Raw genomic sequence first — 19,933 nt, forward strand, 5'->3', positions numbered from 1 at the left:
CCCAAGCGACGACGGCGCAGCTATTCCGCCGCGATCGCCGGAGGCCCGGCAGCAAGTCCCATCTCGTTCCAGAGCGTGACGAGCGCCATGATCAAGCGATCCATGTCCGCGTCTCCGTGCAGGGGCGACGGGCAGAGGCGCAGCCGTTCGGTCCCACGGGGCACCGTCGGGTAATTGATCGGCTGAACGTAAATCGAGAAGCGCTCGAGCAGGCTATCCGTCAGTTGCTTGCACAGCTCCGGATCCCCAACGAGCACCGGTACGATGTGGCTCGGGTTCGGCAGGACCGGGATCCCGGCAACTGACAGCCGGCGTTTCAGAGTGCTGGCCCTTTCCTGATGGCGCTGCCGCTCGACCTGGCTTCCCTTCAGGTGTCGGATGCTCGCAAGCGCGCCGGCGGCGATGGCCGGCGGCAGCGAGGTCGTGAAGATGAAACCGGGCGCGCAGCAACGGATCGCGTCGCAACAATCACGGCTCGCCGCGATGTAGCCGCCCATGAGCCCGAACCCCTTGGCCAGGGTGCCTTCGATGATATCGATCTTGCCGCCGATCCCCTTCAGTTCTGCGATGCCCGCGCCGCGGGCGCCGTACAGGCCGACGGCATGAACCTCATCGAGATAGGTCAGGGCGCCGTAGCGGCTGGCAACATCGCAAATCTCCTCGATCGGCGAGATATCGCCATCCATCGAATAGACGGATTCGAATGCCACGATCTTGGGCAGGTCCGGGTCGACCGATTTGAGGTGACGCTCGAGATCCGCAACGTCGTTATGCCGCCAGACCCGCTTGGCTCCCCCGCCGTGGCGGATCCCCGCAATCATCGACGCGTGGTTTTTCTCGTCCGAGAAGATGACCGCTCCGGGCAGCAGATTGGCCAGCGTCGAGAGGGTCGCGTCGTTGGCAACATAGCCCGAGGTGAAGAGAAGCGCCGCTTCCTTCCCATGCAGCTCCGCCAGTTCTGCTTCCAGCTCGACATGGTAATGTGTCGTGCCGGAAATATTGCGCGTGCCGCCGGAGCCGCCTCCAGCGCTATCGATGGCCTCGTGCATCGCGGCCAGCACGTCCGGGTGCTGGCCCATCCCGAGATAGTCGTTCGAGCACCACACGGTCACATGACGTGCATGCCCGCCGTTGAAATACTCCGCTACGGGATAGTGGCCACGGACGCGCCGAATATCGGCAAATATGCGATATCGTCCCTCCGCCTGGATCTTATGGATTTGCTGCGACAATACTGCGGAGTAATCCATGGTCAGACCCGGCCTCCGGCTCAAAAACGATCAAGGACAAATTGCGGGCAGAATATCCGAAGGAATTTCTATAACTTAAGCGCGAAGTGGTCATGATACAGTGAGAGAGGCTGGTCTTCTGCGGACCAAAGTTTAGAAAAATGCAGGACAAAGGTCTCTGTGCGGCAGAGTCCATGCCCCGCGCGGCGGCGACCCAGGTTGTCGCACATGTCGACGCAACCCATCGCGCACCAGATCATCGGCCCGAAAAGTGGATTGCGATTCTCGGAAAAAGCCAAATCGAAAACAAGGAAGCTGGATCATCGGACCGAATACGCTCCGATGATCTAAACGCAGCGACTGATCTGAAGTGTTCTCCTGAGCTTCGTGCCGCCATCGATCGTGACGTCGTCGATTCGCCATTCGGAGCCAACGCGCTTCAGGACGAAGGTTCTCCCTTGCAGATCATTCATGTTCTTGAAGCTGGCCGCCACATGGCGTTCCCCCTCGCTCACGGCTTTTTCCGAAAGCGTGAGTTCTGTAATCTTCCAATCCTGGCCGCTGAACCAGATCGTGCTGGCGTAACGTTGATCGCCGATCTTCTGCTCGCAACGTCGATCCTTCTGGACCAATGCAAAGAAGCCCGCCGTAAAATACGGCTTGTCGGGTGGAAGGCCTTTGGTTGAAAGATGAGCATACGCTCGCTTCACGAGGTCGGTCGCTGGCCGGGGGTCGCGAGCTACGCCCGTTGATGTTTCGGCGGCGGAGGGAGCTGGCGATACCGGCTGCGAGCTGCCGGGACGAGGTACCGTCGTCCCCAACGCAAGCGAAGTTCCAGTCTCGATGCTGTAGCGCTTGGAGCCTGTCGGGCAACAGCGTGGATCGCCAGGTCGCGGCATCGTGGTCGTCAGCTCCACGACGCCATGGGAAAACTTTGGCTGTCGCGGCTGCTCGCCATAGATATTGGGTGCGTAGCGCAGAAACTTGAAGGTGCTCCCCTCCCCTATGAAGAGTGCCACTTTGAGGTCGAAATTTCCGGCGGCGCCTTCGATGTCGCGATAGACGAATACAATTGCATCGTCCTGGCCGTCGCCGGTGAAGTCGCCATAGAAGGCGATTGGCCACGGCAGCTCCAGCATTCCCCGTTGCTCTCTGACAAACTCTTTCAGTCCTGCCCTGGCCACCCCCCGCCATTGCAGGTCCTGTGCCTGCACGAGAGCGATAAGCCCAACTGGCAGAGATGCCAGCACGCTTAGCCGTATAAGCATTGCGGTCACACCGAAGGCGAACGCAGCTATTGAAAAGGATTGAAAGCGCTTCACGGCAAATCTCCCGATCGAGGACAACGTCACCTCGTGGCTTGAGCGGGCAGTGGATCGGCGCAGTCAGAATTTCAGCTTCGGTTGAGGAGCGAACGGCGCTTGCGGCGTCGACGTGATGATGAAATCGCGATGTGCTCGCGGCGTGGGTCCAAGCGGAATGCTCTTGACGAGCTTCATCGTCTTCGCGTCGATGACGCGCATCGCATTCTGGGTCGGATTGAGTGCGACCAGCAGGCTGTCATCGGCCGTTAGCGCGAGCCCCGAGATCGTCGCTCCCGTCGCGATTCCCGCAGTGAGCTGGCGGGTCTGGCTATCAAACCTGTAGATCCCGCCATTCTGCCGCGCCCGGAAATAGTAGCGGCCGTCACGGGACAGGGCGGCCTCGGGGGTTCGCGTGCCGGGCTCGCTGACGAGCTGGTAGATCGAGGCCGTCTCGCTCGCGAACAGGTCGAGATTGGCCATGCCGAAGGTGACCATTCCGTCATCGCCGACGACCACGGGGCCGCTTCTGGTGGCGCGGAACGCCGCCATGCCGTTGACCAGCGTGGCCGAGAGCGGCAGCTGGCCGATCTGGCGCAGGGTGGCGGCGTCTATCACCACGAGCTCGTTCCGCCCCGGGATCAGCAGCCGGGCGCCGTCCGCGATGACCTCGATGCTCGGATTGGTCAGATAGCCGGACAAGGCCCGCTCGACCGGAGCGGCGCCGGCTCCTGCTGTGGTCGGCAGCCGCACGAGCCGGCCGACCTGGTTCAACAGGTAAAGATGCGCGCCGTCCGGGGATACGGCGATATTCGTGCGTGACAGGCTCTCCCCGGCATCCTGGGAGGCGTCGAGATAGGGCGCGATATCGAGCGTGTGCCGGACGAGATGGCTGGCGACATCGACGACCGAGACGGTCTTGTCGCCCTGATTGAGCACGAAGACGCTGCGTCCGTCGCGGCTGGCGACGGCGCCGCGCGGCAGCTGGCCGACCGGAATCTGGCGCAGGATCGCCCCCGTCCTGACATCGACGATCGCGACCTGTCCGGCATTCTGGAGCGCGACATAGGCGAGATCCGCCGCCCGTGCGGCGACGCTTTGCAGGATGGCAGGGATCAGCAGGCTGGTCAGGATCACCAGCCTGGGAAGGCTCCGCAGGTCAGCGATGCGTAGAAGCTGGATGGGATGGCCCGGCATGCCGCCACCGTCAGAATTTGAGGGACGGGCGGGAGGCAGGCGTCGCGGCCGGCACCGGCGTGCTCCCTGTCGCGGGCGGCGGGCTGGACGCCGCGCCGACCCGTACGATGAAGTCACGCCCGGCCCGCGGCGTCGGACCCGGCTGCGCGACATGGAGCTCGCGCAGGGTCTGGGCGTCCAGGATCTTCACGCGGCTCGCGATCGGGTCGATCGCGATCAGCCGCGAGCCGTCCTCGCTGAGCCCGAGGCCGGACGAGGCCGCGCCGAACTCGGTGACGCCGAAGCTGGCACCGTTGAGCATGCTGTGGCCGTCGATATAGATCTTCGGTGCGAACTGGACCGGGGTCGTGCTGGGCTTGAAGGCCCGGTATTGTGGGAAAAGCCGCGCGGTGTAGAGCCGGCGCCCATCATGGGACAGCAAGACACCGACGACCGGGTCGTTCAGCTGGCTGATGCCGGGGCTTATGCCGCTCAGCTGCCGCGTGCCGAGGCCCGGCAGCTCGACCACCTTGATGCTGATCGGCGTCGCCAGCTGGCCGCCGCGTGACGCCATCATCCGGGCAATGTCGGGCTGGATGCCGTGGACGATCAGGTTGCGGTCGCGCGAGATGTCGAAATTCAGCAGGCCCTGCGGGCCGATGCTGCCGGATTGCCTGATCGAGCTGACGATCCTTCGCGTCCCGGCGTCGATCACCTTCAGATCGGTGCCGGTCGGCATGAAAATGTGCTGGCCGTCCCACGAGATCGCGAAGGCGCCGGATGTGCCGAAGCGCTCGGAGCCCTTGGGATTGTCGTCGATATAGCGCGCGACCTTGCTGCGGCGATCGAAGAAAACGACACCGAGCGCGCCCCGGTTGGCATAGACGATCTGCCCGTCGGGGCTCGCGGCGACATCCCCCAGGCCGGCGCCGAGTTCCGTGCCATCGGGCATGCGCGCTCCGCCGGGCGGCAGGAACAGGCCCGAGTCCAGCGTCTCGACGACCTTGCCGAGGCGCGTGTCGATAACCGAGATCGTGTCGTCTGTGCGGTTGACCGAGAGCACGATCGTGCCGTCACGGCTCGCCGTGGTGAAGCGCGGACCGGCCCCGACCGCGATGCGTTGCGCGACGCTGCCATTGCGCAGGTCGATGGCGGCGACCTGCGCCGCGTTCTCCAGGGCGACATAAGCATATTCGCCGGGCGGCAGCGGCGCCTGCGCCCGCGCCGTCCCGAGCCCGGGAGCCGCCGTCAGGATCGTTGCAAGAAGGGAAGCGGTCGCTGCGCGCATCTGCCACCTCAGAGCTTGACGCGGCCGGGCAGCGCGGCCGGCCGCTCGGCATCGAGCGCGCGGCGATAGCGGCCGAGATCGGTCAGCGTCGTCTCGATCACACTCAGGGCCTGCGCGCCCTGCGCGGCACGGAACTGCAAGCTCAGGCGCGGGCCGCAATTCTCCAGCCAGGGCTCGCCATTGGCGGCGCGGCCGACGAGCGCGGGCAGGCTCCCCGGCGCCTCGCCAGTCGGCGGCCGCCATTGCGCCGGCGCGCCATTCTCGCGCCAGCGCTCGTCGAGAGGCCTTGTCGCCTCGATGGCCGCGACATAGGCGTCGTTGCAGGCCGGCATCCGGGTCTGGCCCCAGACGACGACGTCGCCGCCGATGCTGCGAAAAGCCGGCTCGCCATATTTCGCCTGCATCGGGCCTGCGGCGGCGTCCAGTGCCGTCGCTGCCGGGACATAGATGCGCCGCCAGGCCGCCGCGAGCCTGCCATTGGCCGCGGCCGGGCCGGGGTGAAGCGCGATCAGCTCGCGTTCGTCCCGGGAGATGAAGAGCTTGCCGCCGGCGAAGGGCAGCGGCGGCCTGCCCGCCATGGTGCCGGCATCGGCCTCGAAGACGCGGCCGACATCCATATGGGTGCGGATCGCGGCCTCGGCCTCTTGCAGGCTCTGGCCGAGGCGCAGGCCGACCATGTCCGGCCCGAAGGGCTCGGCGAATTCCGGCTTGCGGTTGCCGCCGCCCTGCGCTGCGGCCTGCAATTGCTTGCGGCTCTCGATGAAAGCCTTCTGATAGGCCCCGAAATCGGAGAGCGACATCTCCAGCAGGTCGATCGGCTCGTAGCGGTAATAGGAGTTGACGGCCGCGACGGTGTCGAGGTTGAGCTGCGCGGTCAGCATCGCGCCGCAGCTGCCATAGCGCAGGCTCTCCTGCGATGTCGGGTCCCGGAAATGCGGTGGCAGGATCGCGGCCTCGGCCGGTCTCGCCCCCGGCGCCTGCCATTGGGTCGGCGCGCCGTCCTCATACCAGAAGGCCGCGAGCGGCTGGCGCTGGCCGTAGCGATAGTTCGCCGTGCAATGCGCGGTGGCGCGGTCGTACCAGAGCGCCCGTCCGCCGTCGAATTGCTGGCGATCTGGCAGGGGCCCATACTTGGCCAGGAGCCCGGCATACATTTCCGGCGCCCTGATCTGGCCACTCGGCGAATGGACGCGCCGCCAAACGGCGAGCACGCGCTGGGATGCGGCGGGCGGCTCGTCGATCAGCGCGATCAGCTCCATGCCGTTCTCGGAGATGAAGAGCTTGCCCGAGGTGATCGGCTCGTTGACGCCGGCGCCGACGGCTTCGTCGCTGGCGCGCTTGCCGTCGAGCACGCGCCCGACCGGCATATGGGCCCGGATCGCAGCCTCGGCCTCGGCGAAGCTCATGCCGAGACGCACCCCGACGATATCGGGCCCATAGGGCTTGCCGGCCGCGCTCGGCGGCACGACCTTGGCGAGCTCGTCGCGCAGCGATTGCAGGATCGCTGCGACCGTCACCGGGCCTTCGCGGATATAGCGTCCAGCCTCGCCGCCGGACTGGTGGCGATAGCTCGCCTCGACCAGCCGGCTCTGGAACAGCGTGAACTCGCCCTTGCGCCGGTTCTGGCGCAGGCTCTCCGGGGTCGGAAGATCCCGCGGCAGCAGATCGGTGAAGATCGGCTCGTCCTGCTGAAGCTGCGGCGCGTCCACCTCGATCATGACGCTGAGAGTGAGCTGCTGTTGCCCGGACGGACCGAATCGCAAGGCTGGCTCCGGCAGCGTGCCGGCAAAGCTCACATGGGTCCCGAAGAGCTGCGGCACGGTGTAAGGCTGTCGCGAGGCCGCGCATTGGCCGCCCACGGGCGCCATGAAGTCCTTCAGCCGGGTTGCGGCCGTGAGCGTGAGATGGGTGCGCTCCTCGGCGAGGGTCCAGGAGCTGCGGTTCAGGGCCCGCGCGGCATTGGTCCGCTCGAGCCCGGCAGCCCAGATCGCGCCGGCCTGGGTCAGGCCCTGGAAACAGTTCAGGTTTGCCCAGGAGCCGGATTGCCCAGAGCCGGATTGCTGATCGCCGCGTAAGGTGACTGGTACCGTCCTGGTGAGGCGCGCGGGAAAAGCGGGCGCGACGGCCTTTGCCCAGGTCGTGAAGCGGGGCGCGAGCTCGGCCGCCTCCTCCAGCGTCGGCATGCGCTTGCCGCGCGTGAAGAAACGCCCGCCCGGCACGGCGCCGCCGGTATCCTCGGCGAGCCAGCGCCGTCCGACGAGCTGTGCCATCACGCCCGGCGAGAGCTGCTCGCCGAGCGCGGCCGCGGTCAGCAGGTCGAGGCTGTTGGCGTCGAGTGCGAGCGGCGCGTTCGAGCGCGCGGCTGGCTGTGGGGTCGGAGCGGCGGTGAAGGACGAATCGTCGAGCCGCGGGATATCGTCGAAGCTGCGCAGCGCGAATTGCTGGCCCGGCGCCCTGACCTCGGCATTGCGTGGCACGAGCCTGATCAGCAAGGTCGAGCGGCCGTTGACGAGCGGCCCGTCATCGACACGCTCGACCTGGTAGTGCACGCGTACCTCGGCCGCCTTGTAGCCTTGCGGATCGCGCGCCGCTGCCGGCACGTCGATCGTGTAGAGCGAGATCCGGTTCGGCAGAGCAATGAAGGCGAGTCGCCCGCCGATCTCCCAGACGGCCATCTGGTCGCCCTGCAGGCCGAGCCCGTCGAGCACGCGCGTGTCGAAAGCCGTGTTCAGGGTGCGCGGCAGTTGGACCGCGGCGATCGTCTGCGGCTGGCGAGTCACGGGATCGTGGCCGGCCGGCGTGATATTGGTCTGGAAGCTCGCCACGGTCTCCTGCGGCAGCGCCTCGGCGAAGGCCTTAGCCCATTGCCGGAACTGCGCCCGGTCGTGCTGGCTCATCTGATCACCGAGCGGGCCGAAATAGGGGCGTCGCGGATCATTCGCCGGCAAACGGCCCCAGACTGCCGGATTGTTGCGGAGCTGGGTATTTCGATCCTGGACCAGATGGCCGAGACCGGCCCAGAACGGATCGGTGCCGTCGGGCGGCGTCTTCTTCAGGAATTGCAGCCCGACGAACAGCGAATCGAGCGCCACCGGACCCGGGAGGCGGCCTGGGGCCGAGGCGCGGTCGCCGGGCGCGTCATAGGTGGAGATGTCCAGCAGCTTCGCCTTGAGCTGTGAGTCGTAGAGTGCGAGCGAAGCCAGCCTGAGCTCGGCCCTGCCGTTGCGCGGATCGATCTCCGCCATCTCCACCGTCGCGACGAGAACGGCGGTGCGCTCGCCGACCTGTGACCTGCCGGTGGCGTCACGTGGCGCGGCATCGCGCAGGTCCTGCAGCAGCTTGCGGGCACCGCTCTGCGACCGGGGCAGGAAGGGCTCGGGCCAGGCAAAGGATTCCCAGGTTTGCAGGCCCGCGACATCGAGCCCGCGCAAGCTCGGCAGCGGCAGGGCGAAACCGTTTCGCTTCTGGTCGTAGTCGGGAAGGCTGATGGTTTGCGCGTAGGCGAAGCGGAACGGCGGCCGCGGCGCCCAGCGCCGCAGCACCTCGCCATATTGGTCGATGAACGCCTTGCGGCTGTCGCGGCGCTCGAACTCGTCCTTGCCCGGCCAGCGCCGATCGAGACCGCCTTCGCGGCGGTATTGCCCCTGCGTAAAAGGCTGCGCGCCGCGCAGATGCAGGTCCGCGACCGCAGCCGCATACTCGTCGAGATGGCTCGGCACCGATCCGAGCGCGACCAGGCTGAAGAAGCGCAGGCCCTCGTTCGAGAGCTGCCCCACGGAGCCTGCCGTGAACAGCGGCAACCCGCCGAGCGTCCGCAACTGCAGCGGCTCGATGCCGGCCGGCGGCGTCTTGAGGCGCTCGACGCCGCCCTGGGCGCTGACCGGCGCCGCTTCTGTCGCCGCAAAGCTGTGCAGCCTCGTCTGCAAGGCTGGATCATAGATCTCCGTCGTCTTGAGCCGTAGCGTCAGTTGCAGGGTCGCGGGATCGACTGCGACCGCCTCCACGATCTTGAGCAGGGCGACCTTGCGCGCTGCGTTCTGTCCGCGGGGGGCTGTGGCGGCGAGGTGCTTGAGCTGTCTCTCGGCGGCATCCCGGGGTATCGGCCATAGCCGGATCGGTGATGCCTCCGTCTCGAGACGCGGCGTCAGCCAGCCGAAAAGCTGCCGTTCAAGCAATGGGACGGCGAAATCGTCGATGGCGAAGCCTGAATTGACGTTGTCGTAGGGGCGCAGCGACTGCTCGGAGATCAGCACGAATTCGAAGGGCAGCTTCGGCGCCGCCTGCTTCAGTTTTTCGCTGTAGGCCTCGATGAAGCGTTGGCGCGACCGCTCCGTCTCGAACTCGCTCGTCCCGAGCCAGCCGGCATTGGCGGTCACGCTGCCATACGCCATTTGCAGGTATTGCGGCTTTGCCGCCGGGGGGAGGAAGGTATTCGCAATCTCGCGAGCGTTCTCGCTGAATGTCGACGGGTCCAGCCAGCTGTGGCCGCGGGTCTCGGTGGCGCCGGTCATCAATTGCGGCTGGTGTGCGTAGGCAAGGAGCTGGAACAGCGCTCGCGCCGAGGTGCTCGACGGATGATTGACGACCGGTCGGCCTCGCCAATGGACGATCCGGAGCGCGGCCAGGTCCGACGGATAATCCCTGAGCACGGAGCCGTTGCCGGGGCGCGCCGGATCGGGTGGCGAAGCCGACTGGACGATGGTCTCTCGGGAAGCGGAGGTCGAGGCATCCCGGACCTCCGCGAGCCTGCGTTCGTAAGCGCTTCGCTGGCAGGCAATCTGGGAGCGGCACTCGTTCCGTTCGGCGATCCACGCGGTCTGCCGCCGACGCTCCCGTGCAGCATCGCCCTCTGTCAGGCCCGCCAGGCGCTCACGATAGGCTGTCGCAAGCGCGACATCGAGACGGATGAGCTCCGGCGTGCTGCAGATCGCGCGCTCCGCCTGATTGCCGGTTTGGCGGCAATCAAAGCTCGGCCGCATGTCACCGGTTCGAAGAGGCTGGTCGCGGCCGGGCTCGACGAGCGGTTGCGCCATGACCAATGGCGTTGCCGCGGCAATCCCAATGGCAAATCCAAGTATCCAGCCGCATGGCCGGCGTCGAAAATGCCCAGGGCGACGTAAGGCAGGCGGCATCCACTGCTCCCGAGCTGAGACACAGGCCACGCCAAGGCACCGATTGCCAGGACAATCCGGCGCGCCGCGCACCCCAATCCCGCCCGGTCATCGGGAGACAGCTGCAATATTGTCAGCGAACTCACTTTGGTCCGCAGTTTGAATTCTGGGGTACCTCTTTTGGTCCTGAATCAACTGGCCTCGGCCGTGAGCAAGCCATGGGCGATGGCGACAGACCGCCGGGATTGGCGTGATCCGACGCAGCTTGGTCGATATGCGGAGGCCCGCGCCCGACTGCTAGTAATACTTCGAATAGCGGTATGGGGCGGGCTGGACCGACATGCACTCGAGCCAATACATGGATTGGATCGTGCGATTGACCGGAACGGCACAGACGGGCGCCAGCAGCGCGCTCCTATCGTGTGAAACCTGGCAGCCCGACAACAAAACTCCACCAGCGATCAGCAGGCATGCCCGTCGAATCGATCCCATCGTCCCGGCTCCCTGTGCGAACTCCATTCAACGGCGTCGCCGCGCCGATCGTCCTGACGGAGAGGCTCGCGGAACCGCATCGTAGCAGCGATGCATGCGGAAATCACGCAAGTGCAGGGAGGACGAGGGAAGGGATTTACGGGTGCTTCGGCCTCAGGCCGGCGTCACCGCGATACGGAGCGCGGTGGCGGCCTCGACCCTTTCGCGGCTGAAGAGCAGCGGCAGGTAGTCCTGCACGCTCCAGGCGTCGAGATGGTCGTCATAATGGCGGCTGCGCGGATCGCCGGACTGGCCGGGCGCGTTGACGAAGACGCTGTTGTCCCATTCGCCGATGTCGAGGACCATCCGGAAGGAGGCGCCGACCGTCATCCGAAAATCCTCGAGCCGGTAATCGGCCGCATGCGGCGTCAGGCCGGAGCCGCCGATCGCCATGCGCCGCGTATCCAGCGTCTCGTCGCCGAGCCGGCCGGAAAGCGGGTGGACGAACCTGGCATGGTGGAGGTCGCCCCAGCGCCAGGCAGCCGGATCCGCCCCCGCGCGCTTCACCGCCTCGCCCCAGGCCGCCGTGAGCGTCTGCGCGAGCAGCACATTGCGGCTCTCGCATGGCGCAGCGCCGAAGCGCTCGTCCGGGGCGACCATCAGGTCGACCACCTGCAAGGTGTCGTAGGCGGCGACGTCATGCGCGTCGAAATGGGCGAAGGCGCCCGGCGCGAGCTGCTCGCTGACCGCCTCGATCAGATGGTTGCGGAACCAGATCTCGAAGAGCAGGCCAGGCGCCGAGGTCACCAAGAGCACGCCATCCCAGCCGGAGAGTAGCTTTCGCGCCTGCTCTGCCTCCCCCTCGAAGATCAGGCCGCCGAGAAGAGCGACTAGGCGCCGGGCCGGCTCGGAGGCGAAGCTGGTCTGCAGGCGCCGGCTGCCGGCAAGGCTGTGCGGTTTCTCCTGCCTCAGTTCCTCGGCGATGATGCGATAGCGCGCCGGATCGCACCAGTCGAAGCCGACCTTGTGCGTGGCATGGTCGAAACCCTCGGGCAGGTTCATCTCGTTGGCGGTGGCGACCCAGCCGCTCGCGGGATTGTAGATGCGTGGATGGGCCTCGGCCTTCATGAAACCGGCCCATTCGTGGCTGCCGTCGCCGGCGACCGGATGCAGCCCGTCCCAGTTCGCCCGGACCGGGACGAAGCCGGACATGATCCAGCCGATCTCGCCCTTGATATTGGCGAAGACGTGGTTCACCGGCGGGGTCAGCCAATGCGAACGCGCCTCGACGAACGCGTCCCAGCTCTCGACGGCTTGATAGCGCAGCGCGCTCATATAGGGCGCCGAGCCGGGCTCCGACCAGATCGAGCGCAGCGCATAGGCGCGCCTCCGCTCGTGGTCGATATGCAGGACCGGGCCGTGGCGGGTCCAGTGCAGATCGACCCGCCGCTCGCCTGCGCCCGCGACCGCGATGGTCTCGCCAATCGTCTCCATCGCCTCCCATTCGCCTTGATAGCGATAGCGGGTCGGATCGTCCGGATGCAGCTCGTAGACGTAGAGATCGGCCTGGTCGGCCGGGTGGATGGTCAGGCAGAAGGCGCTGGTGCGGTTATGGCCGAGCGCGATGCCGGGCACGCCGGGCTCGCCGGCGCCGATGACATCGAGCCCCGGCGCGCTGAGATGCGAGACATAGCGTAGCGCCGGCAGCAACAGCAGGCGGTGCGGGTCGCTCGCCAGGATCGGCCGACCGGTCTCGGTGCGAGCGCCGCTGATCGCCCAATTGTTGCTGCCGCCCACCGTCTCGGGCGCGGCGGTATTTGCCGCATCGAAAGCGGGCTGGTTGGTCGCCAGCGCGAAGACCTGACGGACCTCCGGCGGCACCGGTTCTGCGGCGATGCCCTCGGGCGCGACCAGCGTCCAGTCCGGTTCCAGCCGCTTGCGGGCTGCCTCGCCCTTGAGGCCGAAGCGGTTGACGACATCGGCGCGAGCGAGTTCGCGGCCGAAATTGAAGAGCGGGCCGTGGCTGCGCAGGCGGACGCAATCCTCGGCGGCCCAGCGCGCGGGCCGCGTTCCCATGCGCTGGAACTCGACCGGAAGCTGGTTCGGATTGGCTTCAAGCCGGGCGATCCAGGCGTTGATGCCGGCGGTGAAGGCTTCGGCAGCGCTCTTCGCACCCGGGCCATAGCAGGCCCATTCGGTATCCATATCACCGCGATAGAGCATGAGCCGGGCGGCGCGGTCGGCCTCGGCAAAGGCGCCGCCATAATCCGCCGCGAGTTGGCCGAGCCCACGCTTGCGCCAGACATCGATCTGCCAGAGCCGGTCGCGCGCGACCGAGAAGCCCTGCAGGAAGAAGGCATCGCGCTGCGTGCCCGCGTAGACATGCGGCACGCCCCAGCGGTCGATCAGGATTTCGGCGGGGGCGTCGAGCCCGGCAAGCGCAAGGGTCTCGGTTGGCATGGTCGCAGCAGGCATGGTCCGCGCTTCTGTGGTGTGAGGCCGACTTGTCCGGGCCGTCAGTTCAACCCGGAGCCCGAGGAGGCCCGGACGGCCCTCTCGACGGATGCCTCAGAAGGCTCGGGAGACTGCTGGCCATCCTTCGAGAGGGCCGTCCGGGCCTCCTCGGAATGAGGGGGATGCAGGTTGTCCGGGCGGTCCGAAGACCGCCCGGCATCGTCTCTACTTCCAGCTCGCCCAGAAGAAGCGCGGCGTCTCGTCCGGGAAGGCCTTGAAGTCGAGCTCCTTGGTGAAGGCGTAGGGCACCACGAAGGAGTGCAGCGGCACCATCAGGGCGCGCTCGCTGATCAGCTTGACCGCCTGGTCATAGAGCGCCTTGCGCTTGGTCTGATCGACCTCGGTGCCAGCCTTCATCACGATCTCGGCGACTTCCTTGTCGCCGACCTTGTCGGAGGAGGACTGGCCGCCGACGAAGACCGGCAGCGTCGCCGAGACATCCATCACCGAATAGGCGCCCCAGTCCCAGTAGCCGATCGGGATCTGGCCCTGGCCGAAGAGATCGACCAGCGTCGCGCCCTGGATCACGGAGGCGTCGACCTTGATGCCGACCTTCTTCAGGTCCTCCTGGACGGCCGCGACCCATTGCGCGCTGCGGGCGCCGACGATCTTGGTCGAGAAGCCGTTGGGATAGCCGGCCTCGGCCAGCAGCGCCTTGGCCTTCTCGGGGCTGTATTCGTATTTCACGGCGGCATCGACATTGCAGCCGAACTGATCGGGGAAGCAGGGCGTGTCGACGACGCGCGACTCGCCCTGGACCAGGAACTTGACCAGGTCCTTCTTGTTGATCGCATAGGAAATCGCCTGCCGGACCTTGACGTTGGCGAGCGGATTGCTCGCCGGATCGCCGCTGACGAGGTTCAGGTTGAGGAAGCCGATGCGCATCGATTCCGAGAGCACGGCCTGGAGCTTCGGCTGGGCGTTGAGCAGCGGCGCCTGGTCGGCGTTGAACTTCCAGATCCAGTCGGCCTTGCCCGACATCAGCTCGAGCATCTCGGTCGATTCGTCGTTGACGACCCGGATCTCGATATTGCCGATCGAGGCGGGACCCTTGATGCCGCCGAAATAATCCTTGTTCTTGGTCAGGAAATAGCGGCTGACGCCGTTGATCTCCTTCATGACATAGGGGCCGGTGCCGACCATGTTCTTGGCCATGCCATCCGGCCCGACCTTGGAATGGTACTCGTTCGGGTAGATGAACAGCGCGCCGGAGAAATATTCCAGCGCCGAGGGGAACGGTGCCTTGAGCTGGACGTCGACCGTGTACGGGTCGACCTTCACGGCCTGCTTGATGAAGCTGCTATTGTTCGGCGTCAGGATCTTGTTCTTGGGGTCGACGAGGTAGTTCAGCGTGTAGACCACGTCATCGGCGTCAAAGGCCTCGCCATTGTGGAACTTCACCCCTTGGCGCAGCACGAAGCGGATGGTGGTGTCGTCCTTCCACTCCCAGGAGGTCGCGAGCAGGGGCTCGAACTTGCCGGAGCGCGGGTCCTTCATCACCAGCGTGTCCATCACCAAGGTGGCGATGGTGATGCCGGAGCGCAGCTGGTTGTAGTGCGGATCGACATTGGGCAGCGCCTCCTTCCAGACGATGCGCAAAGTGTCGTCGGCCTTGTTGGCGAGGCCCGGCGAAGCACCGAGGCCGGCAAGGCCAAAAGCGGCAATGGCCGCGGACAGCAGGAACCTTTTCATGACGCCATCTCTCCTCTGAGAAGTCTTGGGCCGGTTGAGCCGATCGCCACTCCCGATCGATCAGCGCGTCCGGTCCTCGCTATGGGTTGAGTGCTCAGCTACGCGACCGCGGCCACCCCGTTATCGAGCTGCGGGATGCCCTTGCCGGGCGCGATGTCGAGCGCCGAGGCGAGCAGCCGGCGCGTATAGGCTTCGCTCGGCGCGCGCAGGATCTTCGCCGCCGGCCCTTCCTCGATGATCTTACCGAGATACATCACGGCCACGCGGTCAGCGAGGAACTGCACCACCTGGAGATTATGGCTGATCAGGATCAGCGAGATATTGGCCGACTTCCTGAGGTCGTTGAGCAAGTTGAGGATCTGCGCCTGCACGGAAACGTCGAGCGCCGAGGTCGGCTCGTCGCAGATCAGAATGCGGGGCTGAAGGATGAGCGCGCGGGCGATGGCAACGCGCTGGCGCTGGCCGCCGGAGAGCTGGTTCGGATAGCTCGAAAGCGCCCGGCGCGGCAGGCCGACGGCATCGATCGTCTCGGCGACCTTGCGCCGGATCGCGGCGCGGTCGCCGATGCCATGCACTTCGAGCGGACGCGAGACCGCCTGCTCGACCGTCTCGCGCGGGTTGAGCGAGGAATAGGGGTCCTGGAAGACCGGTTGAAGCACGCGTGCGATCTGTCTGCGCGAGAGCGACGAGATCGGCCGGCTGTCGAGGAAGACCTCGCCCGAGCTCGGCGCCTCCAGCCCGAGCAGCAGGCGCGACAGGGTCGACTTGCCGCAGCCGCTCTCGCCGATCAGGCCGAGCACCTCGCCCTCCGCGAGGTCGAGGGAGACGTCTTTGACGGCATGGACCTCGCGGGTCGGCGCCATCATCCCGGCCGTCAGCCGGTAGGTCTTGCTGGCGTTGCGCACGCTGAGCACGGAGGGCTTCGGGCTCATGCGAGCGCCTCCGCCAACCCGGCATGGACGCAGCGGGCGCGGCGCCCGCCGAGGTCGCGCAGCGCGATAGTCTCGCGGCAGACAGGCTCGGCCTCGGGGCAGCGCTCGCGGAAGGCGCAGCCGCGCATCTCGCCGATCAGGCTCGGCACCGTGCCGGGAATGATCTGGAGCGGCGCGCCCGAGCCGTGCGCCTGAGCCGAGGGCAGGCAGCCGATCAGGCCGCGCGCGTAGGGGTGGCGCGGCGCGGCGAAGAAGGCCGAGGTCTCGGCCTCCTCGACCACCTCGCCGGCATACATCACCACGATCCGGTCGGCGACGCGGGAGGCGACGGCGAGATCATGGGTGATCAGCAGCAGCGCCAGGCCGAAGCGATCCTTGAGGTCGATCAGCAGCCGCAGGATCTGCGCCTGGATGGTGACGTCGAGCGCGGTCGTCGGCTCGTCGGCGATGATCATGATCGGCTCGCACATCAGCGCCATGGCGATGACGACGCGCTGCCTCAGGCCGCCGGATAGCTGGTGCGGATACTGGCTCATCCGCTCCGACGGGTTGGGGATGCCGACCTGGCCGAGCATCTCCAGGGCGCGCTCGCGCGCCTCGCCCTTCCGCGCCGGACGATGACGGCGGAAGACCTCCATGAGCTGCTCGCCGACGGTCAGCGAGGGGTTCAGCGCGGTCAGCGGCTCCTGGAAGATCATGCCGATCTTGTCGCCGCGCAGTTCAGACATGCGACGCTCACCGGCGTTGAGCACGTCCTCGCCGAGGAAACTGACGGCGCCGGCCTCGCGCTTGGCGCCGCGCGGCAGCAGATTGAGGATCGCCATCGCCGACATCGACTTGCCGCAGCCGCTCTCGCCGACGATGCAGACGGTCTCGCCGCGCTGGAGATCGAAGGAGACGCCGCGGACCGCGTGGACGATGCCGGCGCGGTGCGGCAGCCGCACGTGCAGGTCGCGGACCGAGAGGACGGGTTGGCTCTCGCTCACCGTCGTGGTCGTCATCGCCCCTTGGCCTCCGGGTCGGTGACGTCGCGGATGCCATCGCCGAGGAGGTTCACCGCCAGCACGAGCAGCATCATGGCGAGGCCCGGCAAGGTGATGAGATAGGGCGAGAACAGGATGTATTGCTTGCCCTCGGCGATCATCAGCCCCCAGTCGGGCAGCGGTGGCTGCACGCCGAGGCCTAGGAAGGAGAGCGCTGCGGCGATCAGCACGGCGTTGGCGAGCTCCACCGTGGCGATGACGATGAGCTGGTTGAGGATGTTCGGCAGGATATCCCGCCTGATGATCATCAGGTTGGAGCAGCCCATGGCGCGGGCTGCGGTCACGAACTCGCTGTTGCGCAATTGCAGCGTCGTCGCCCGTGCCACCACGGCGAAGCGGTCCCAGAGCAGCAGGCCGAGCACCATGATCAGCAGGGTGAGCGACGGACCGGCGATGAAGGCGATGGCGAGCGCGATCAGCACGGCCGGCATGGCCAGCCGAACCATGATGAAGAAGCGGACGAAGAAGTCGATCCGGCCGCCGAAATAGCCGGCGAGCACGCCGATCGTGGTGCCGAAGACGGCGGCAACGAGGATGGTGCAGAAGCCGATCAGCAGCGAGAGCCGCCCACCCCAGAGCAGGCGCGCGAGATAGTCGCGGCCGAGATGGTCGGTACCGAAGACATTGTCCCAGCTGCCGCCGCTCCAGACCGGCGGGCGCAGGCGCTTGACCAGGCTCTGGTCGAAAGGATCGTGCTGGACGAGCCAGGGACCGATCAGCGTCGCGAGCAGGATGAGGATGAAGAGCGTGCCGCCGATGACGACGCCGCTATTGCCGAGCCAGCGGCGGATGGCATGCGCGCGCTCGGCCTTGGCCGTGTCGACCTCGCTCTCGGGCGCGGCGATGTCGGTCACCGCCATCTATTGCTCCCTCAGGCGCGGATCGAGGAACGCGTGCAGCATGTCGCTGACGAAGGTCAGCAGGCAGTAGAAGCCGCCGAGCACGAGCACCACGGCCTGGACGACGGGATAGTCGGCACGGTTGATCGATTCCCAGGCGAGATAGCCCAATCCCTGGATTCCGAAGACCGTCTCCAGCACCACCGAGCCGCCGACCAGCGCGCCGAGTTGGACGGCGGCGATGGCGACGACCGGGATCAGCGCGTTGCGCAGCGCATGCTTCACGACAACGGAAAGAGGCTTCAAGCCCTTGGCGCGGGCGGTGCGGACATAGTCGGCGCGCAGCTGGTCGATCATGCCGGAGCGGGTGAGCCGCATGATCGTCGGCATGGTGGCGATCGCCAGGACAGCCGTCGGCATGACCAGATTCTGCCAGCTGGACGAGCCGGAGACCGGCAGCCAGCCGAGATTGAGGCCGAAGAAGATGATCAGGAGCAGGCCGAGCCAGAAGGGCGGCATCGCCTGCCCGAGCACGGCGATCGTCAGTACGGCGCGGTCGAAGAGACCGTTCGGCCGGAGCGCCGAAAGCGTGCCGAGCGGCAGTCCGATCAGGAGCGCGGCACCGAGGCCGAGCGCGCCGAGGCCGAGCGTGATCGGCAGCCGCTGGGCGATCAGCGTCGAGACATTCTCGGGGAAGAAGAGCGAGCGGCCGAGATCGCCGCTGACCGCGCGCTGGCCCCATTCGAGATATTGCACCGGCAGCGACTTATCGAGCCCGTAGGAGACGCGGATGCGGGCGACATCGGCGGCCGTCGCCTCGGCACCGGCGACGCGCTGGGCGAGATCGCCGGAGGCGCGCAGCAGGACGAAGCCGACGATCGACACCGCGACGAGCACCGCGAGCGACAATAGAAATTGCCGGGCAACGTACCTGACCAACTCTTCACCTCCCGCCGGGCGGATGCAGTCCGCTCGATCGGCGACTTCTCCGGCAAATCGTCAGATGGGCGATTGCATTTGTCAATAAGCCGGACAAACTTTCCGGAGCATCTGACGAATTTGGCCGAAGATGGCTGCTATGCACTGGAGTCAGAGGCAGATGCGGCCCGAACGCACGCCCATTAGTCAGGAAAGTTTACAAATAGAAAGGCGCATGGCTAGACTGCTCGAAAGAGAGGCGGCATCCGTCCGGGGGAGCGCGAACACATGGCAGAAAAGCTCAGAGTACTTGTCGTCGGCCTCGGCCATATGGGCGTCTCGCACGCCAAGGCCTATGACCGGATCGAAGGCTACGAGCTTGCCGGGCTCTGCGCCCGCAGCATCGCGGAGCGAGACGACCTCCCGGCTGAATGGGCGGATATCCCGCGTTTCTCCGACTATCACGAGGCCCTCGAGGCGCTGAAGCCGGACGTGGTCGCGGTCTGCACCTGGCCGAACACCCATGCCGAATATGCCATCGCCGCGTTCGAGGCCGGCGCGCATGTCTTCCTGGAGAAGCCGATCGCACAGACGGTCGAGGAGGCCGAGCGCGTCGTCGCGGCGGCCAAGCGCATGAACCGCAAGCTGCTCGTCGGCCTCTCGCCGCCGCACAGCCCGATGTGGACCAAGCTGCACGAGCTGGCCAAGACGCTCGGCAAGCCGCTGGTCATGCGCATGAACCTGAACCAGCAGTCGATCGGCCCGGCCTGGAACTGGCACAAGGACCTGCTCGCCTCGGCCTCCCCGATCGTCGATTGCGGCGTGCACTACGTTGACGCGATGTGCGCGATGACCGGCGCGCGGCCGATCAAGGTCCATGCGATCGGCGCCAGGCTCAGCGACGAGATCGCGCCCGACATGTATAATTACGGCCAGCTCCAGGTGATTTTCGACGACGGCTCGGTCGGCTGGTACGAGGCGGCCTGGGGGCCGATGCTGAGCCAGACCGCTTTCATCGTGAAGGACATCATCGGGCCGAAGGGCTCGGTCAGCGTGATGTCTCCCGAGAACGTGCCGCCGACGCAGCAGGGCGCGACCTCGGCGACCTCCTCCGAGATCAGCACGCATTCGAAGATCAGGCCGCTGCGCCTGCACCACGCCAAGATCGGCCCCGGCAACGCGCTGGTCCATGGCGACGAGGATATCGAGATCGCGGAGGCGCTGACCCATTCCCAGCTGAGCGAGCGCAAGCAGACCTATCTGCTCAACGCCATCCGCGAGGACTGGGACATGTCCGACCATATGCGCCGCGCCGTCGACAGCATGCGCATCGTGCTCGCCGCCGACGAGAGCATCAGGACGGGCAAGCTCGTCGAGCTGCCGGCCTGATCGCCGTTCCGCACCAACCCACGACGCGCC

General features: G+C 66.5%; 12 protein-coding genes. 1 reads left to right on the forward strand and 11 read right to left on the reverse strand.

The window, feature by feature from the left end; genetic code table 11:
- Nucleotides 1-20 precede the first annotated feature (20 nt).
- From hemA to EV560_RS11645, 11 genes are all read right to left on the reverse strand, one after another.
- Nucleotides 21-1,250, reverse strand: a complete 1,230-nt coding sequence (gene hemA, locus EV560_RS11595) for a 5-aminolevulinate synthase (protein WP_131855899.1) — start codon at nt 1,248-1,250, stop codon at nt 21-23.
- Between the two features lie 326 nt (nt 1,251-1,576).
- Nucleotides 1,577-2,551 (reverse strand): hypothetical protein, encoded by a 975-nt coding sequence (locus tag EV560_RS11600; protein WP_131855900.1) that lies wholly within the window; start codon nt 2,549-2,551, stop codon nt 1,577-1,579.
- A gap of 63 nt (nt 2,552-2,614) precedes the next feature.
- Nucleotides 2,615-3,727, reverse strand: coding sequence for a beta-propeller fold lactonase family protein (locus tag EV560_RS11605; protein WP_131855901.1), 1,113 nt, complete (start codon nt 3,725-3,727; stop codon nt 2,615-2,617).
- Nucleotides 3,728-3,737: 10 nt separating this feature from the next.
- A complete protein-coding gene (locus tag EV560_RS11610; protein ID WP_131855902.1) occupies nt 3,738-4,994 on the reverse strand; it encodes a YncE family protein in 1,257 nt (418 codons plus the stop codon).
- 8 nt (nt 4,995-5,002) lie between these two features.
- The gene (locus EV560_RS11615; protein ID WP_131855903.1) at nt 5,003-9,973 is read right to left on the reverse strand and encodes a lysozyme inhibitor LprI family protein; all 4,971 of its coding nucleotides are present in this window, start codon (nt 9,971-9,973) and stop codon (nt 5,003-5,005) included.
- A 777-nt stretch (nt 9,974-10,750) separates the two neighbouring features.
- The gene (locus tag EV560_RS11620) at nt 10,751-13,051 is read right to left on the reverse strand and encodes a penicillin acylase family protein (RefSeq protein WP_131855904.1); all 2,301 of its coding nucleotides are present in this window, start codon (nt 13,049-13,051) and stop codon (nt 10,751-10,753) included.
- Nucleotides 13,052-13,255: 204 nt separating this feature from the next.
- Nucleotides 13,256-14,782 (reverse strand): ABC transporter substrate-binding protein, encoded by a 1,527-nt coding sequence (locus tag EV560_RS11625; protein WP_131855905.1) that lies wholly within the window; start codon nt 14,780-14,782, stop codon nt 13,256-13,258.
- Between the two features lie 98 nt (nt 14,783-14,880).
- Nucleotides 14,881-15,714, reverse strand: coding sequence for an ABC transporter ATP-binding protein (locus EV560_RS11630; protein WP_131855906.1), 834 nt, complete (start codon nt 15,712-15,714; stop codon nt 14,881-14,883).
- Nucleotides 15,711-16,715, reverse strand: coding sequence for an ABC transporter ATP-binding protein (locus EV560_RS11635; protein WP_131855907.1), 1,005 nt, complete (start codon nt 16,713-16,715; stop codon nt 15,711-15,713). Before EV560_RS11635 ends, EV560_RS11630 begins: the two co-directional genes overlap by 4 nt.
- The gene (locus tag EV560_RS11640) at nt 16,712-17,617 is read right to left on the reverse strand and encodes an ABC transporter permease (protein WP_131855908.1); all 906 of its coding nucleotides are present in this window, start codon (nt 17,615-17,617) and stop codon (nt 16,712-16,714) included. Before EV560_RS11640 ends, EV560_RS11635 begins: the two co-directional genes overlap by 4 nt.
- Nucleotides 17,618-18,535 (reverse strand): ABC transporter permease, encoded by a 918-nt coding sequence (locus EV560_RS11645; protein ID WP_131855909.1) that lies wholly within the window; start codon nt 18,533-18,535, stop codon nt 17,618-17,620. It abuts the gene before it with no gap.
- A 267-nt stretch (nt 18,536-18,802) separates the two neighbouring features.
- Between EV560_RS11645 and EV560_RS11650 the strand changes: the two genes are divergently transcribed.
- Complete coding sequence (locus EV560_RS11650; protein ID WP_131855910.1) at nt 18,803-19,903, forward strand: Gfo/Idh/MocA family protein; 1,101 nt, start codon at nt 18,803-18,805, stop codon at nt 19,901-19,903.
- Nucleotides 19,904-19,933 lie beyond the last annotated feature (30 nt).

Source organism: Allobosea sp. BK604, from assembly GCF_004341515.1.
Lineage (GTDB): Bacteria > Pseudomonadota > Alphaproteobacteria > Rhizobiales > Beijerinckiaceae > Allobosea.

Bases quoted from the DNA above. Each gene is read 5' to 3' on its own strand.
- hemA (WP_131855899.1), bottom strand. From the start codon at position 1,250: ATGGATTACTCCGCAGTATTGTCGCAGCAAATCCATAAGATCCAGGCG.
- EV560_RS11605 (WP_131855901.1), bottom strand. From the start codon at position 3,727: ATGCCGGGCCATCCCATCCAGCTTCTACGCATCGCTGACCTGCGGAGC.
- EV560_RS11610 (WP_131855902.1), bottom strand. From the start codon at position 4,994: ATGCGCGCAGCGACCGCTTCCCTTCTTGCAACGATCCTGACGGCGGCT.
- EV560_RS11615 (WP_131855903.1), bottom strand. From the start codon at position 9,973: ATGCGGCCGAGCTTTGATTGCCGCCAAACCGGCAATCAGGCGGAGCGC.
- EV560_RS11620 (WP_131855904.1), bottom strand. From the start codon at position 13,051: ATGCCTGCTGCGACCATGCCAACCGAGACCCTTGCGCTTGCCGGGCTC.
- EV560_RS11625 (WP_131855905.1), bottom strand. From the start codon at position 14,782: ATGAAAAGGTTCCTGCTGTCCGCGGCCATTGCCGCTTTTGGCCTTGCC.
- EV560_RS11630 (WP_131855906.1), bottom strand. From the start codon at position 15,714: ATGAGCCCGAAGCCCTCCGTGCTCAGCGTGCGCAACGCCAGCAAGACC.
- EV560_RS11635 (WP_131855907.1), bottom strand. From the start codon at position 16,715: ATGACGACCACGACGGTGAGCGAGAGCCAACCCGTCCTCTCGGTCCGC.
- EV560_RS11640 (WP_131855908.1), bottom strand. From the start codon at position 17,617: ATGGCGGTGACCGACATCGCCGCGCCCGAGAGCGAGGTCGACACGGCC.
- EV560_RS11650 (WP_131855910.1), top strand. From the start codon at position 18,803: ATGGCAGAAAAGCTCAGAGTACTTGTCGTCGGCCTCGGCCATATGGGC.